This is a genomic window from Maribacter sp. IgM3_T14_3 (genome assembly GCF_049603095.1).
Lineage (GTDB): Bacteria > Bacteroidota > Bacteroidia > Flavobacteriales > Flavobacteriaceae > Maribacter.
The window spans coordinates 3590962-3607721 of the sequence record NZ_CP187138.1; the positions used below are offsets into that span (position 1 = coordinate 3590962).

16 protein-coding genes and 1 pseudogene are annotated in these 16760 nt (G+C 35.1%); 11 read left to right on the forward strand and 6 right to left on the reverse strand.

The annotated features are described in order from the left end of the window. Positions 1 to 15: 15 nt before the first annotated feature. Positions 16 to 786 (reverse strand): annotated as a pseudogene (locus ACPF9A_RS16090) (biotin carboxylase N-terminal domain-containing protein); the annotation flags it as partial. 394 nt (positions 787 to 1180) lie between these two features. Between ACPF9A_RS16090 and ACPF9A_RS16095 the strand changes: the two are divergent. From ACPF9A_RS16095 to ACPF9A_RS16135, 9 genes are all read left to right on the forward strand, one after another. Next, positions 1181 to 1918 carry a CDP-alcohol phosphatidyltransferase family protein gene (locus ACPF9A_RS16095; RefSeq protein WP_423998487.1) on the forward strand — a complete coding sequence of 246 codons (738 nt, stop codon included), beginning with the start codon at positions 1181 to 1183 and terminating at the stop codon, positions 1916 to 1918. A 26-nt stretch (positions 1919 to 1944) separates the two neighbouring features. Continuing rightward, a complete protein-coding gene (locus ACPF9A_RS16100; RefSeq protein WP_423998488.1) occupies positions 1945 to 2460 on the forward strand; it encodes a DinB family protein in 516 nt (171 codons plus the stop codon). 236 nt (positions 2461 to 2696) lie between these two features. Next, positions 2697 to 3758 carry a flavin monoamine oxidase family protein gene (locus ACPF9A_RS16105; RefSeq protein WP_423998489.1) on the forward strand — a complete coding sequence of 354 codons (1062 nt, stop codon included), beginning with the start codon at positions 2697 to 2699 and terminating at the stop codon, positions 3756 to 3758. A 7-nt stretch (positions 3759 to 3765) separates the two neighbouring features. Beyond that, the gene (locus ACPF9A_RS16110) at positions 3766 to 4713 is read left to right on the forward strand and encodes a tRNA dihydrouridine synthase (RefSeq protein WP_423998490.1); all 948 of its coding nucleotides are present in this window, start codon (positions 3766 to 3768) and stop codon (positions 4711 to 4713) included. 120 nt (positions 4714 to 4833) lie between these two features. After that, positions 4834 to 5268 carry a hypothetical protein gene (locus ACPF9A_RS16115; protein WP_423998491.1) on the forward strand — a complete coding sequence of 145 codons (435 nt, stop codon included), beginning with the start codon at positions 4834 to 4836 and terminating at the stop codon, positions 5266 to 5268. 59 nt (positions 5269 to 5327) lie between these two features. Next, positions 5328 to 7508 (forward strand): B12-binding domain-containing radical SAM protein, encoded by a 2181-nt coding sequence (locus ACPF9A_RS16120; RefSeq protein ID WP_423998492.1) that lies wholly within the window; start codon positions 5328 to 5330, stop codon positions 7506 to 7508. Between the two features lie 16 nt (positions 7509 to 7524). Next, the gene (locus tag ACPF9A_RS16125) at positions 7525 to 8055 is read left to right on the forward strand and encodes a GNAT family N-acetyltransferase (protein ID WP_423998493.1); all 531 of its coding nucleotides are present in this window, start codon (positions 7525 to 7527) and stop codon (positions 8053 to 8055) included. Then, complete coding sequence (locus ACPF9A_RS16130) at positions 8045 to 8524, forward strand: GyrI-like domain-containing protein (protein WP_423998494.1); 480 nt, start codon at positions 8045 to 8047, stop codon at positions 8522 to 8524. Before ACPF9A_RS16125 ends, ACPF9A_RS16130 begins: the two co-directional genes overlap by 11 nt. A 146-nt stretch (positions 8525 to 8670) precedes the next feature. Next, a complete protein-coding gene (locus ACPF9A_RS16135; protein ID WP_423998495.1) occupies positions 8671 to 9072 on the forward strand; it encodes a DUF4345 domain-containing protein in 402 nt (133 codons plus the stop codon). Positions 9073 to 9084: 12 nt separating this feature from the next. Here ACPF9A_RS16135 and lptB read toward each other — a convergent pair whose 3' ends face one another. Genes lptB through ACPF9A_RS16155 form a run of 4 tightly spaced genes read right to left on the reverse strand, consistent with a single transcriptional unit; the run spans position 9085 to position 12069 of the window. Continuing rightward, positions 9085 to 9825 (reverse strand): LPS export ABC transporter ATP-binding protein, encoded by a 741-nt coding sequence (lptB, locus tag ACPF9A_RS16140; RefSeq protein WP_027064458.1) that lies wholly within the window; start codon positions 9823 to 9825, stop codon positions 9085 to 9087. Between the two features lie 51 nt (positions 9826 to 9876). Next, on the reverse strand, positions 9877 to 10227 hold the full coding sequence (locus ACPF9A_RS16145) for a carboxymuconolactone decarboxylase family protein (RefSeq protein ID WP_133686936.1): 351 nt from the start codon (positions 10225 to 10227) through the stop codon (positions 9877 to 9879). Next, positions 10211 to 11092 carry a twin-arginine translocase subunit TatC gene (gene tatC / locus ACPF9A_RS16150; RefSeq protein ID WP_423998496.1) on the reverse strand — a complete coding sequence of 294 codons (882 nt, stop codon included), beginning with the start codon at positions 11090 to 11092 and terminating at the stop codon, positions 10211 to 10213. The genes ACPF9A_RS16145 and tatC overlap by 17 nt, the downstream gene beginning before the upstream one ends. Beyond that, positions 11092 to 12069 (reverse strand): KpsF/GutQ family sugar-phosphate isomerase, encoded by a 978-nt coding sequence (locus ACPF9A_RS16155; RefSeq protein ID WP_423998497.1) that lies wholly within the window; start codon positions 12067 to 12069, stop codon positions 11092 to 11094. The genes tatC and ACPF9A_RS16155 overlap by 1 nt, the downstream gene beginning before the upstream one ends. A gap of 172 nt (positions 12070 to 12241) precedes the next feature. Between ACPF9A_RS16155 and ACPF9A_RS16160 the strand changes: the two genes are divergently transcribed. Together ACPF9A_RS16160 and ACPF9A_RS16165 are read left to right on the forward strand one after the other, a co-directional pair. Then, complete coding sequence (locus ACPF9A_RS16160; RefSeq protein WP_423998498.1) at positions 12242 to 14452, forward strand: RecQ family ATP-dependent DNA helicase; 2211 nt, start codon at positions 12242 to 12244, stop codon at positions 14450 to 14452. Between the two features lie 304 nt (positions 14453 to 14756). Next, positions 14757 to 15269: a fasciclin domain-containing protein gene (locus ACPF9A_RS16165; RefSeq protein WP_423998499.1), complete on the forward strand. Its 513-nt coding sequence runs from the start codon at positions 14757 to 14759 to the stop codon at positions 15267 to 15269. A gap of 96 nt (positions 15270 to 15365) precedes the next feature. Here the strand turns inward: ACPF9A_RS16165 and ACPF9A_RS16170 are convergent, their stop codons facing one another. After that, a complete protein-coding gene (locus ACPF9A_RS16170; protein ID WP_423998500.1) occupies positions 15366 to 16676 on the reverse strand; it encodes a carboxypeptidase-like regulatory domain-containing protein in 1311 nt (436 codons plus the stop codon). Between the last annotated feature and the right edge of the window lie 84 nt (positions 16677 to 16760).

Below are 16760 nucleotides of genomic sequence, written 5' to 3' on the forward strand. Positions count from 1 at the left end.
AAAGGCTTTTCATAGGAGGTTTTGTTTTACCTCTTCACTTACATTATGCGAAGGTGCGATCTCTACCACTTTTTGGTGACGACGTTGCACAGAACAATCGCGCTCATGTAAATGGCGAATATTTCCGTGGTTATCTGCTACAATTTGTACTTCTATATGTTTTGGGTTTTCCACATATTTTTCTAGAAACATGGTGTCATCGCCAAAAGCATTTAGTGCTTCGTTTCTGGCAGAATCGAAATTCATTTCTAGATCTTCATCTTTTCTAATTATTCGCATACCACGACCACCACCACCAGAGGCAGCTTTTAACATTAGCGGATACCCAATTGTATCAGCTTCAGATAATGCGACCTTAAGATTGGTCAATTGCTTTTTGTTACTTTCTATAATAGGTACATTACATTTTACGGCAACTTTTTTAGCGGTGATTTTATCACCAAGGGCATCCATTACTGCGGGATCCGGACCAATGAAAATAATGTCATTAGCAGCACATTGTCTTGCAAATTCTGAGTTTTCAGAAAGAAATCCGTAACCTGGGTGTATAGCATCTACATTTTTAGCCTTTGCCAAAGCTATAATTTGAGGAATGTCTAAGTAAGGTTTTAAAGGCTGATTATCTTCACCAATTTGGTAAGATTCATCGGCTTTATTTCGATGTTGCGAATAGCGATCTTCATACGTGTAAATAGCAACTGTTTTAATGTTTAGTTCAGAACAGGCGCGCAATACACGAATTGCAATTTCACTTCGATTGGCTACTAAAACCTTTTTAATCTTCATTTTTTGGCAATGTATTTAATGGTTAGTGTTAATATGTATTTGTTATAAAACTTCATTTATTCTCTGAAATTGTTACAAAGTCTATAATTTAATTCTAATATATCAACTAAACAATACTATGCATGCATAATATTTTTCATTTCTGAATTAATTTGTGATATCCTGCAATAGAAGGTAGTTTATATTTTGTTGCAATATGTTTAAGTGGTTGTGAATTTGTTCATTAGACTGCATTTATTTTTTATAAAATCAATTTCAAACGCTTTTATAAATTACACTACTATTCCTTTTTACGGTTCAATGTCAATACCACCATATAATTATATTAATTTAGAGCAATAATTGAGCAGGGGCATTTTGCCTTACTGAATTTTGTCACATTAGACCAACTATTATGAAAAAGCACATTCCTAATTTTATAACCTTATTAAATGTTTTCTGTGGCTGTGTGGCTACTATGTTTGCTGTCATGAATAGATTAGAACTTGCTGCGATCTTCGTTGCACTTGGTATTTTCTTTGATTTTTTTGACGGATTAGCAGCGCGTGTTTTAGATGTAAAAAGCGAATTAGGTTTGCAGTTAGATTCTTTGGCAGATATGATTACTAGCGGCCTCGTACCAGGAATTGTTATGTTTCAGTTATTGGCAATGTCACAAACTAGCGGATGGGGAGATGGTTCTCACTTTTTTATGGAAGCTGGTAAATTTCAATTCATACATTTAATACCCTTTTTAGGCTTTATCGTTACCATGGCATCTGCATATCGCTTGGCGAAATTCAATATTGATGAAAACCAGACGTCTTCGTTTATTGGGTTGCCAACTCCTGCAAATGCACTTTTAATACTTTCATTACCATTGATACTTTTATATCAAAACAACGATTTCTTAAATAGTATTATTCTTAATCAATGGTTCTTGATCACCTTAACATTGATAAGTGCATATTTACTAAATGCTAATTTGCCACTGTTTGCTTTAAAATTCAAGAATACGAGCTTCAAGGATAATGCTATGCGTTATATCTTTCTGATCATTAGTCTTGTGCTAATCGTTACCATGAAATTCATGGCTATTCCCTTAATTATTCTGTTTTATGTAGTAAGTTCTGTCTTACAAGAGAGACTTTAAACTTAGATTTATTTAGGAAAACGATTATGGAAAATGAAGAATATGAGTTTTGGTTAAGCGGACCTATACAAGATGTGCCAGATTTATTACAACCTGCCGCACATGCATTATTGCAGTCTGAACGTGAATTGAAAAATTACACTTCAGATTTCCCGAAAGAGTTGTTATGGGCAAAAACGGCAGGCAGAGCTTCCGTCGGTTTTCATATGAATCATATTACGGGAGTGTTAGATAGAATGCTGACTTATGCCAAAGGCGAATCGCTTACCGATGAACAATTTCAATTTCTAAAAAAAGAAGGTGCCTTTAATTTAACTACCGAGGTGGTAGACTTACAAAATCAATTTTCAACTAAAGTTTCAGATGCATTAGCATATTTCAAAACGATACCAGAACAGACACTTTCAGAGAAAAGAACTGTCGGTAGAAAGAAATTGCCATCTACTGTTATCGGACTCCTTTTTCATGCTGCAGAGCACAGTCAAAGGCATATTGGGCAATTATTAGTAACTGCCAGTGTATTGCAATCAAAGACTTTATAATTTTTTGTACCATATGAATGTAGAAAGGAATAATGTCAGTTCGAGTGCTTTATTTTATAATATTTTCATTGAATAATAGAGTGTATCCAGAACCTTTCTGCCTAAAAGGTTCTCGATACAATTTATGTTCCTAAAAAGGGAACAAAATCACTCGAACTGACAGTCGATTTTAATAATTCAACAAAGTTGGCAATAGCTATTTTATAATACATTTTTAAGAAGAATAACTTTATAACATGAATACATCGGTAGTAATTATCGGCGCAGGATTAACGGGTTTGTTAACTGCATTTCGTTTGCAAGAACTTGGTTTTGATGTTGCAGTTCTGGAAGCTCGCAATAGAATTGGGGGTAGAATTCATACGCTTGAATCTGGGAAGGCTAAAGTTGAAATGGGTGCTACTTGGTTCAATGAAGCTCATTATCATTTATTAGATGTAATTGAAGAATTTAAGGTTCCGTACTTCGAACAATTTATGACCGGTATCTCGTATTTTCAGACATTTTCTAATGTGCCACCACAAGAAATTACAGTACCAAACGACAGTCCTAGTTACCGATTTAAAAACGGAACTATTGACTTGCTGAATTCCATAGTTGCTAAACTCAAACCAAATACCATCTTTTTAAATGAAGTGGTTAATGAGGTCAATGTTATTGATGATGTTGAAGTAAAAACCAATTCTCGCACATTAAATGCCGATATCGTTATTACGACAGTGTCACCGGCGGCATTGATAGACCAAATAGAATTTTCTCCTGCGTTGCCAAATGATATAGTTTCTTTAGCAGAACAAACCCACACATGGATGCAAGATTCTATTAAAGTTGCATTGACTTATAAAAAACCATTTTGGCGAGATCAAGGCAAATCGGGCACTATATTTAGTAATGTTGGTCCGCTAACCGAATTTTACGATCAGTCAAATCTAGAGAAGGAGTCATATGCACTTGTTGGTTTCGCTTCTGGCAGTTGTGCTCGTTTTACAAAAGAACAACGTTTGGAGAAAATAGAAGCACAATTAAAAATGGTTTTTGGCGAAGATGCGTTACAGTATGAGTCTTACCATGAAACTCCGTGGTATCAAGAAGAGTTTACAAAATCTAATAGGCAGGCAGAAAACTTGTTTCCGCATCAAAATGGGGGGCATGCACTTTATCAGGCACCTTTATTTGAGAATAAATTATTTATTTCTGGTGCAGAAACCTCAAAACATCACTCTGGTTACATGGAAGGCGCTATTTTTGCAGCTGAATCTGTTGTTGCACAACTGAAAAGTTTGCACCTAACGCAGTAATAAATACATGTCAGTTACCTTATTATCATCCCCATTACAGGGTTTTACCGATTTTAGATTCCGAAATGCGTTCCATAAATATTTTGGAGGTATCGATACGTTCTACGCGCCATACATTCGATTGAATGGTAAAATGGTGATTAAAAACTCGTATCAGAAAGATTTACAACCAGAGAATAATACCACTTTAGAGGTTATACCGCAGGTAATGACGGGCGATGCCGATGAGTTTCTGTTCGTTGTAAAATACATTCAGAGTTTAGGGTATAAAGAACTGAACTGGAATTTAGGTTGCCCGTACCCAATGGTTACGAAGCAGGGAATGGGTAGCGGACTCATTTGTAATCCCGAAAAAATAGATCATATTTTAAAACGTGCTCATGAAGAAACAGATGTTATAGTTTCTATGAAAATGAGAATGGGGTACGAAAATGCAGAAGAAATTTTAGATGTGTTTCCTATTTTAGATACCTATCCGCTGCGCAATATTGCCATTCACGCCCGTATCGGTAAGCAATTGTATAAAGGTGGAGTAGACCTTGATGCCTTTCAGAAATGTGTTGAAAGTACCAAGCATACTTTATACTATAACGGTGATATAACTACGGTAGCAAAGTTTCAAGAAATGCAAGAACGTTTTCCTTCCATAGACCATTTTATGATGGGAAGAGGATTAATTGCCGATCCATTTCTACCAAGTATGATAAAGAATAATACTACCGAATACCCAAAAGACCGTTGGAAGATTTTCTCAGAATTTCATGATACTATTTATCAGCAGTACGATGAAGCCTTATCTGGACCAACGCCTATTAAAATGAAAATGCAGGGCTTTTGGGAATATTTCGCTCAATCAACTTCTAATCCGCAAAAGGCATTCAAGAAAATAAAGAAAGCCAATAACCCAAAGGCATATCAGCAAGCGGTGCGTGAGATATTGAATAATGAAAAATAATTAATTGTTATATTAGTAGTCTTAACCAATTAAATTTCAATAGTATGGAAAATAAAACAATTAAGTTTCTGTTGAAAATATTGATAATTTTTCCAAGTCTTTTTTTTTATTACTTACGTATTGAATGGCTTTGATTTAAAGTTTTGGGTTTTTGAGATTATTAGTAGTTTCATGATGTCTTTTTTTATTGTTTTTTGGCAACTGTTTGACTACGAAAAGTATAACGAAATTTCTTATGAAGATTTTTTAGAATCTAAGCATAGCTTGAGACTAAAAAATAGTGATGAAAATTGGCTCCAGTTCGAAGAAATGATAAAAAATCCGTTACTAAACCTTAAAGTAATAGAAAAGACTGAAGACACATTGAAAGTTCAAATAGAGCGAAAATTTATTGATTCTATACTTACAGTAAATAGAGCACCTGATGCTATTATAGTGAATATTGAAAAAAAGTTTTATTCTTCTTTGCCGGATCGTGCAGAAAATTATCGCACTCTTCAGAAGCTTGCAAAAAGTAGTCAAGAATCTAAGAGCATAATATTAAGCGGTACGTGAGATATTGAATAATGAATAAGGTAACCGTTATCTTTGCAGCATTGTTCTAAAATAACTTTGTGAAAGACCTTCTTTTAATAACACCACCTTTTACCCAATTAAATACTCCTTATCCGGCAACGGCATACATTAAAGGGTTTTTGAATACAAAAGATATTTCTTCTTTTCAGTCCGATTTAGGGATTGAGGTTATTTTATCACTCTTTAATAAGAACACCTTTCAGCAGCTTTTTGAAATGGCTTTTTCATCGGATGCTATTGTGTCTGAAAATTGCCAACGAATATATGCGCTTCGCAATGAATATTTGAAGACGCTAGATGCTGTTATTCTTTTTCTACAAGGAAAAAATGACACCTTGGCAAGGCAATTATGTACCGATAATTTTTTACCACAAGCTTCTCGATTTAATCAGTTAGATGATTTAGAATGGGCTTTCGGTAATATGGGTATGCAAGATAAAGCCAAACATTTGGCAACCTTATATCTTGAAGATTTATCAGATTTTATAGTAGAATGTATTGACCCAAATTTCGGATTTAGTCGCTATGCAGAGAGATTGGGGCGAAGTGCCAATTCATTCGATGAGCTTTATAATCACTTAAATTATAATCCAACGTTTATTGATGAATTGACTCTGAAATTACTAGAAAAGCAATTAGAAACTGTACAACCAAAATTGGTGTGCTTTTCAGTGCCTTTTCCGGGTAATTTATACAGTGCTTTTCGTTGTGCGCAATTTATAAAAGCAAATTATCCTGATGTGAAAATTGCCATGGGTGGCGGTTTCCCAAATACAGAACTCCGCAGCCTTACCGATGTTCGCGTGTTTGAATTCTTTGATTTTATTTCGTTAGATGATGGGGAACTTCCATTAGAATTGGTGTATCAATATGTGGTTAATGGGGTTGGTGAGTTAAAACGAACTTTCATTTTAGAAGATAATAAGGTCGTTTATAAGAATGATAGTCTTCGTTCCGATTATAAACAAATTGATGTTGGCACACCAGATTATGCTGACCTTCAATTAACCAATTACATCTCGGTCATTGAAATTGCAAACCCTATGCATAGTCTTTGGAGCGATGGTCGTTGGAATAAATTGACCATGGCACATGGCTGCTATTGGGGTAAATGTACTTTTTGCGATATATCTTTAGATTATATTAAAATATACGAACCTGTTGCGGCAAGTCTTTTGGCTGACCGCGTAGAAACATTAATGACCCAAACAGGGGAATCAGGTTTCCATTTTGTTGATGAAGCAGCACCGCCTTCATTAATGAAAGCTTTTGCATTGGAGATTTTGAAAAGAAATTTGACTATTACTTGGTGGACGAATATTCGATTCGAAAAGAACTTTACTCAAGATTTGTGCTTTTTGCTGAAAGCATCAGGTTGTATAGCGGTTTCTGGCGGATTGGAAGTGGCATCAGATAGACTTCTGAAACTCATAGATAAAGGCGTAACGGTAGAACAGGTAGCGCAAGTAACGCGAAATTTCACCGAAGCGAACATTATGGTGCATTCGTATTTGATGTACGGCTACCCAACACAGACCATTCAAGAAACGGTAGACAGTTTAGAAATGGTTCGACAGTTATTTGAACTGGGAATCATACAATCAGGATTTTGGCATCAGTTTGCATTGACAGCTCATAGTCCGGTTGGATTGCATCCTGAGGAATACGGAGTAATGCCAGATTTAAAAGATATCACCTTTGCTAATAACGACATCGACTTTAAAGACAAAATAGGAGTAGATCATAGTAAGTTCAGCTTCGGATTAAAGAAATCGCTTTTCAATTTTATGCACGGTATCGGTTTTGATATGAGCTTGCAAGAATGGTTCGATTTTAAAATTCCGACTTCAAAAATTTCCGCAGATTATATTTACAATTGCCTGCAACAAGAATTGGTTTTGAATACGAAACCAACCGCAAAAATTGCGTGGATCGGTCCTATGCCTTTAGCTACAGAAAGAGTAAAAAAGAAAAAAGGTATGACTTGGCAACAGTTAGAGTTGGGTTTTCATACCAAGACTGATATGTATGAAATAACAGTAGATAAGGACAAAGGCGAATGGTTACTTGCTACGCTAGAACAATTGAAACCAGAGAATAAACCGGTAAGTTACGGTCAGTTAAAAAAAGATTATGAATCTCAGTTAGAAGATTTTGAATTGTTTTGGTACTCTAAACAAGTAGCAGGTTTACGTAATCATGGGTTGTTAGTACTATAATATAGGTTATGAGTATATGAAAATTGAAAACGTTCGAATAGAAGAAATAGATGAGATTTTCAGGCTGTACGATATAGCTTCCGCTTATCAGAAGAGTAAGAAAACAGTTGTGGTGTGGCCAGAGTTTGATCGAGATATGGTCATCAATGAAATAGTAGAAAACAGACAGTTTAAGTTAGTAATAGACAATACGTTTGCTTGCGTGTGGGCCATCACTTTTTCTGATGCTCAAATATGGGAACAGCGAAATGAAGACCCAGCTATTTATATTCACCGCATTGCTACGAACCCAGACTTTCGTGGGCATGATTTTGTAGGTTCTATTGTGAATTGGGCTAAAGATTTTGCTAAAACTAATGACAAACAATATATACGCTTAGATACCATTGGCGATAATACCGGTTTAATTAATCATTATTGCAAATGTGGATTTAATTTTCTAGGTATGTTCGAGTTACCGAATGTAGATGAACTGCCACCACATTATAAAGAAGGTCCCGCGTGTTTATTTGAAATTGATTTAAAAAAAGTTAAAAATGACTCCTAGAATTGTTGGTTTGAAATCTAAAAATCTAGTGGGTCTTTCTCAAGAAATGAGTTTGGTCGATAATACAACTTTTGAGCTTTGGAAGAATTTCAGAGCCCATAGTAAAAAAGTTTTAGATAGCTCGTCTAATGATTTTATCTCGTTACAAGAATACCCTAAAGACTATTTTCAAGTATTTTCTCCGGCTAAAAAATTTGTAAAGTGGGCTTGTGTTGAGGTTGTGAATTTTGATTCTGTTCCTGAAGAAATGAATAGGCTTGTTTTAGAGGCTGGCTTATATGCAGTATTCAATTATAAAGGGACCGCGCAAAACGCGCAGGCATTTTTTCAATATATTTATGGGGAATGGATTCCTAAGTCTAAGTATAATTTAGATGACCGTCCGCATTTTGAAGTGCTCGGTGATAAATATAAAAACAACGATCCAGATTCAGAAGAAGAAGTTTGGATTCCCATTAAAACAAATTAAAATAGCTTTGAAAGCATTTAAGTGATAGTCGCTGTCATTAGTTTTAGTGGCATTTAAAGTTATTATACTACTCCTTTTTAGGGTACTATTGTTAGTTGTATTTTTACTAAGTAGAAGAATAACTGCGTTTAGTTACATTAAAATTTATGGCAAATCAATTAATAAAGAATCCAAAAAATCTAAATCTATTTTTATCGGGAGTTATCGTTATTATAGCCGGTATAGTCTACGGCGGTCACCCAACGTATATTATGCCCGAACTTTTGGGTTTTGAAGTGGTTGATTTAGAGCTAAAGAATATTCTACGTGCGGTAATGGGTATTTATATGGGTGTAGGACTGTTTTGGGTTTTAGGGTCGTTTGAGCCTAAACTTTGGTACGCTGCAACTTTATGTAATGTACTTTTTATGGGCGGAATTTCATTTGGTAGAATAGTAAGTACAGTCTTTGATGGTGTATCGCCACTATTCACTCCCGCATTAATGCTAGAACTATTGTTCTTTGGGTGGGGATTGTATAATCTTAAAAAATATTCGGAAATGGAGTAGGTGTAGTACTCCTTAGAAATCTAACTTCTTCTTACGAAGTTCAAAGTTCTGACCTAAGTATACTTTACGTACCATTTCATCGGCAGCCAATTCTTCTGGTTCGCCAGATTTTAAAATGCCACCTTCGAACATTAAGTAAGAGCGCTCAGTAATAGCAAGTGTCTCTTGTACGTTGTGATCGGTAATAAGTATACCAATATTTTTGTCTTTTAACTGTGCTACAATGCGCTGTATGTCCTCTACAGCTACTGGATCTACACCGGCAAAAGGCTCATCCAATAAAATAAACTTTGGATCTGTTGCCAACGCACGTGCAATTTCAGTTCTTCTTCGCTCACCACCAGATAATAAATCACCACGACTTTTGCGAATATGACCTAAACCGAACTCTTCAATAAGCGACTCCATTTTCATGTGTTGCTCTTTCTTGCTCAATTTGGTCAATTGAAGTACGCTCAGAATATTCTTTTCAATACTTAGTTTTCTAAAAACAGATGCTTCTTGTGCCAAGTAACCAATACCATTCTGAGCTCTTTTGTACATGGGGAATTTTGTAATCTCCATGTCATCTAAATAGATGCTGCCACCATTTGGTTTTATAAGTCCAACAATCATGTAAAAGGAGGTTGTTTTACCAGCACCGTTTGGTCCAAGTAACCCTACGATTTCACCTTGGTTAACCTCAAGGGAAATTCCTTTAACCACCCTACGACCTCTGTAGGACTTCATAATATTGTCGGCACGTAACTTCATGTATTCAAATCTATTGGTTATTGGTCTGTTAGAAAAGTTATTAGGGATTATTTAACCTTGTTGGTTTTCTAATTCTTCCCAATACTCATATGCTCTTCTTAAATGTGGTACCACAATTGTACCGCCAACAAGAGTAGCAATGCTTAAAGTTTCCATTACTTCTTCTTTAGAGGCACCTTCTTTATGTGAGCTTTCTAAATGGTACTTTACGCAATCGTCGCAACGCAAAACTGCTGAAGCAACAAGACCTAACAATTCTTTGGTCTTAACATCTAAAGCACCTGCAGCATAGGCATTGGTGTCTAAATTAAAAATACGCTTAATTATTTTATTGTTATCGGCCAACAGCTTTTCGTTCATCTTAGAACGATAGGCATTAAATTCTTCAATTTGGTTTGACATTTCTATTTGCTTTTTTTTCTTTTTCAGCTTTTCTTCTTTCTTTTCTAAGTACCATGGCAGATATATAAATACTTATTTGGTATAAAAATATTACCGGTATCGCAACTATAATTTGACTTGTAACGTCTGGTGGGGTAATTACCGCAGAAAGTATTAGAACAATTACCAGTGCAATTTTTCGATACTTTTTCATTAATTCTGGTGTCACCAAGCCTACCTTGGTCAAGAAGAAAATAATTATCGGTAGCTCGAATAAAATACCACAGGCAAGTACAGATATCTTTAATGTGCCGATATAAGAATCTAAATCGAACTCGTTTAAAACGGAGTCACTAACAACGTAAGATCCTAAGAAATTGATAGAAAGTGGTGCTACGATATAGTATCCGAATAACACACCAACAAAAAATAATAGAGAGGCAATTAGTATAAATCCTCTAGAATTCTTGCGTTCGTTCGCATGCAGACCAGGACTAATGAATTTCCACATTTCATATAAAATATAGGGAAATCCGATAATTACACCTGCCCAAATAGAGGTCCAGATGTGAGCAGAAAATTGTCCGCCCATTTCACGGCTCTGAATGGTAAAAGGAAATTCATCACCACAAAAAGAGGAATCTATTACCGTAAAAGATTGAATTTCATTTAACCATGTCGCTATGTTGCAAAAGAAACGATAGGTAGGGAAATCCATATTTTTAGGACCGAATATAATCGTGTCAAAAATGAAACCTTTCATTAAAAAGGCAACACTTGCAATTATGACAACAGCCAAAGTCGATCTAATTAAATGCCATCTTAATTCTTCTAAATGGTCGAGAAAAGACATCTCGTTTGGTGGCGTGGTAGCTTTGGAACTCATTATAAAATACCTTCGTTTATTAAATTATGTAAATGGATAACACCGACGTACGTGTCTCTGTCCATGGCTAATAATTGAGAAATGCCCTTTTTCTGCATGTGTTCTAAAGCTTTAATAGCCAGGGTATTTGCAGGTATGGTTTTAGGGTTGCTGGTCATAATATCTTCTGCGGTCAGGCCTTTAATATTATCATGCTTATTTAGCATACGCCTAATATCGCCATCGGTAACGATACCGACTACTTTTTCGCCATCAAGAACAGCGGTAACACCAAGCATTTTTTTAGAAATTTCTACAATCACTTTTTTGACCTCTTCGCCTTTTTGAACTTGAGGTACTTGATTTTTACTTACTAAGTCTGCAACTCTTAAATATAATCTCTTACCCAAAGATCCGCCTGGGTGGTATTTTGCAAAATCAGAACTGCTGAAACCTTTAATTTCTAAAAGTACAATTGCAAGTGCATCGCCCATAACTAATTGAGCTGTAGTACTTGTCGTAGGTGCTAGTCCGTTAGGGCAAGCTTCCTTCTCAACATGGGTATTTAGAATATAATCTGCTTGTTTTGCCAAAAAAGAATCGGTGTTACCCGTCATGGCAATTAGCTTGTTAGTACCTCTTTTTATAAGCGGAACCAGCATTTTAATTTCTGGGGTATTACCACTGTTAGAAATACAGATTACTACATCATTATCTTGTACCGTGCCTAAGTCTCCGTGAATAGCATCACCAGCATGCATAAAAATTGCAGGAGTACCAGTAGAATTAAGGGTAGCTACAATTTTTGTTGCAATAATGGCACTCTTGCCAATACCAGTAATGATAACGCGACCTTTAGCCTCAATAATGCAGTTGACTATTTTTGCAAAATCATCGGTTAAATGAGTGGTTAGTTGTGCTATAGCATCACGCTCAGTTTCAATGGTTTTTTTAGCTAAGTCAATAATGGTGTCCGTTGCAATCAATCTATTATTCAAATTATGGATTGTATTCCTAAAAGAATGTATTATCTTTAAGATGACAAAATTAAACAAACTTAATTTTATATGTCGATTATCGCATAATAATTTAGAAACGCCAAGTCTGGTATTTTGTAATTTTGTTCGCTTATAAATTTAAAAGCAAGTAGTGTCCCCTTAAATGTAAAATGTGACAGACAGTAAAGAATTTGACAATATCGATTTACATTCCTCTTTAAAAAAGTTTTTTGGTTTTTCTCAATTTAAAGGACTTCAAGAAGAAGTAATCAAAAATGTTTTACGACAGAATAATACGTTTGTAATCATGCCCACTGGTGGTGGTAAATCTCTTTGCTACCAATTGCCTGCGCTTATGCAAGAGGGTACGGCAATTATTGTATCTCCATTAATCGCTTTAATGAAGAATCAAGTAGATGCCATTCGTGGAGTTTCTTCTGAAATAGGAATTGCCCATGTGCTAAACTCATCTTTAAATAAAGGTGAAATCAAGCAGGTAAAGCAAGATATAACAGATGGTGTTACTAAATTGTTATATGTAGCGCCAGAATCATTGACTAAAGAAGAGAATGTAGAATTCTTGCGTTCAGTTACGGTTTCTTTCGTGGCTGTAGATGAGGCACATTGTATTTCTGAGTGGGGTCATGATTTTAGACCTGAGTATAGAAATCTTAAATCAATAGTGGAGCGTCTGGGAGAGAATATTCCGATTATCGGTCTTACAGCTACCGCGACACCTAAAGTACAAGAAGATATTATTAAGAATTTAGGTATTGGAGGTGCGAAGCTGTTTAAAGCTTCATTTAACCGACCTAACCTATTTTACGAAGTACGTACCAAAACAGAGAATATTGAAGCTGATATTATTCGTTTTGTAAAGCAAAATTCAGGTAAATCAGGAATTATATATTGTCTAAGCCGCAAAAAGGTTGAGGAGTTAGCACAGGTTTTGCAAGTAAACGGTGTAAGTGCCGTGCCTTATCACGCAGGATTTGATGCGAAAACAAGATCGAAATATCAAGATATGTTCTTGATGGAAGATGTAGATGTGGTCGTTGCTACCATTGCCTTTGGTATGGGAATCGATAAGCCAGATGTACGTTTTGTAATTCACCACGATATTCCGAAAAGTATAGAAAGTTACTATCAAGAAACCGGTAGAGCTGGTCGTGATGGTGGCGAAGGGCATTGTTTGGCGTATTACTCCTATAAAGATATTGAGAAGTTAGAAAAATTTATGTCGGGTAAACCGGTCGCTGAACAAGAAATTGGGAATGCACTTTTGCAGGAAGTTGTAGCATATGCTGAGACATCGATGTCTAGACGTAAATTCATGCTTCATTATTTTGGTGAAGAGTTTGATGATGTTAATGGTGATGGTGCCGAAATGGATGATAATACCAGAAACCCTAAAGAGAAGGAAGAAGCTAAAGATAATGTTGAAAAGCTGCTTAAAGTTGTAACAGGTACTAGTGAGAAATTTAAATCTAAGGAGATTGTAAATACATTGCGTGGTAAAATGAACGCAATTATTTCTTCGCATAAAACCAATGAAAAAGAATTTTTTGGCATTGGTTCTGATAAAGATAAAAGCTATTGGATGGCGTTGATTCGCCAAACCTTGGTTGCCGGACTTCTTAGAAAAGAGATAGAGCAATATGGCGTATTACACGTAACTGATAATGGTAAGGCATTTTTAAGTAAACCATCATCTTTTATGATGACCAAAGATCATGTGTATAATGCTGAAAATGATAATGCTATTGTAGGTGCCGCAAAATCTGGTGGTATTGCCGATGAAAAATTATTGAAGCAATTAAAAGATTTGCGAAAAGCGCAGGCGAAGAAATTAGGTGTGCCCCCGTTTGTAGTATTTCAGGATCCATCTTTAGAAGATATGGCGCTGAAATACCCAATTTCGCATGAGGAGTTATTAAATGTTCATGGTGTAGGTGAAGGTAAGGCGAAGAAATACGGTAAACCCTTTCTAGCTTTTATAAATACCTATGTTGAGGAGAATGAAATTATTAGACCAGATGACCTTGTAGTAAAGAGTACAGGTGCAAATTCTGCGTTGAAATTATATGTCATACAGAATGTGGACAGAAAACTTCCCTTATCTGATATTGCTTCATCAAAAGGATTAGAAATTCCGGACTTGATTAAAGAGATGGAACAAATTGTATACAGTGGTACCAAGTTGAACATCAATTATTGGATCGATGAGATTTTAGACGAGGATCAGCAAGAAGAAATTCATGAATACTTTTTAGAAGCCGATACTGACGATTTAGAAGAGGCTATGGCTGAATTTGATGGTGATTATGAGGAAGAGGAATTAAGACTCTACCGTTTAAAATTTATTAGTGAAGTGGCGAATTAATCTGCATAAATTATTTATTTATAAAATCCATCAAACTCTCTTTGTTAGTTTGATGGATTTTTATTTTGAGTCTAGTGTAAATAGAATTTGAAATACTATTTACAGGTAGATTTTTTGTTGAAAATGTGCTATTTGCCTTGTAATAAAATTGGTTATAGGTTTTGTATCTTTAATTTAACCTGTTAAGTAATTGATTATTAGTTATTTAAAAACTGTTTAACTTTTTTATTAAAATTTTAAACAAAATTTAAGACTATTAGTTGAAGTTCCGTTATACTTTTACAGAAATTTAAAAAAAGGAACTATGAAAATTTTAAAAATTACATTATTAAGTGCAATTACATTATTTGCAACGAACATTTACGCTCAGTCAGAAACTATTGTAGATGTAGCGGTATCAAATGACAATTTTACAACTTTAGTTGCGGCTGTTACAGCTGCCGATTTGGTTGAAACATTAAGTAGTGAAGGACCGTTTACCGTTTTTGCTCCTGTAAATAGTGCATTCGAAGCCTTACCAGCTGGTACAGTTGAATCTTTGTTAGAGCCAAGCAGTAAAGATGCCCTAAGTGGTTTGTTAACGTATCATGTAGTATCTGGTAAGTTTATGGCTTCTGATGTTATTAAAGCTATAACAGATAACAGCGGTTCTTTTGCTGTAAAGACAGTACAAGGTGGTACAATTACTTTATCCTTAAATGGAGATAAAGTGATGTTAAAAGATGAAAAGGGAAATATGGCAACTGTTGTAATGGCTGACGTAGCAGCTAGTAACGGAGTAATTCATGCTATAGATTCTGTAGTAATGCCAAAATAAGTTCAATATATTACAAGTAATAAAAATCCCTTTGTTATTCTTTCAACAGAATAGCAAAGGGATTTTTTCTAAACACTACTTAAAATCTTTATTTTTTTAGCGTGCCGCTGTACCACTACCAGATTTGTCTTTTCGCAATTGTCTCTGTATTTTCTTAATCGCAGATTCAATTGATTTCTCAGGTTCTATGATATTATATTCTCCCCAGAAATCTGGATCAGCAAAACCGATTGCCTCGTCACTTAATATAATAGAGGACTTCATTCTGTCTTTAGACTTGGGTATACTGTTGTCTATATTCTTTTCCCAGTCGGTAATTGCCATTTCACAGCTCATGCTGTAGACAGAATTGAACAAGCGCTTGTCCCAATTAATTTTAAATTCTAAAAGTACATTGCTATACCCATAGTACCATTTACCATTTTTCTCGCGGTAGTCGACTCGGTACGAAACCTCTGTTGGCCAAACCTCGGCATTCTTCGGCTTTCTTCGCACGAACATTTGAGATGCTAATCTCTTATCGGTAATGTTTAAAGAATATACAGCACTGGTTAAAATTTTGTTCTTTGCATCTATATATAATTTACCATTATATAAGGGATCAATAATTTCAGGCTTTTGTTTAAAATCTATAACATATATTAATTGATCATTTACACGGGTCGAAGTATCGAACGAGAAATCGTAATATTTCAATGTCTTTTCGGTGAATATATAATTTGGATACTTTACCATATCAACAAATAAGGTGTTGAACGGACCACCTTGTAATTTTAATGCAACTGTATCTAATTTAGAATAGTCGGTGCTTTTACGTGCTTTATAAAGCTCAAGAGCATCGGTCTTATTAGAGGAATATGGAGTTTTGTATATATTTACAACTGCCTCAGAAAGACTAACATTGGTTTTTCTTTTCTTAATCGTTTCTCTGTAAAAAGCGGTCATTACCGTATTTTCATCTAGGTAATTATCACCTTTTTTGTCCAGAGTTTCTTTGACTAAGGCTTCTGCATCGTTTGGAGCATCGATACGCGCTTCAGCTAGTGCAACGACAAACTCATCCATAACTATTTTATTCTTCTCCAGTTCTAATTGAGTAATAGCTATTTGCTTGGTCTTATAGCCTAAAAAGCTAATTGTTAGGTTGTTGCTGAGGTACTCATTGGGTACTTTAAGGGAAAATTGTCCTTCAGAGTTCGTAATGGTAGTAACGTTGGTATTATTGATTGTTAAGGTTGCAAAAACCAAAGGTTTTTTACTTTCTGCATCTACAACTTCACCAGAATACTCTGTAAAGTTGTTCGTTTGTGCATTGATGGTCGTAAACATAGATCCTGTTAAAAAAAACAGAACCAATACATACTTTAAACTTAGAGGTTTAATAGCGTTAAAGTTTTTTCTTGACATAGCGTAACTTTTTGTTTTAAGATAATGATTTTTAGTCAATTAAGGCCTTATTTTTTCTTAAATTAACTGTGCTGACCTTTAGAA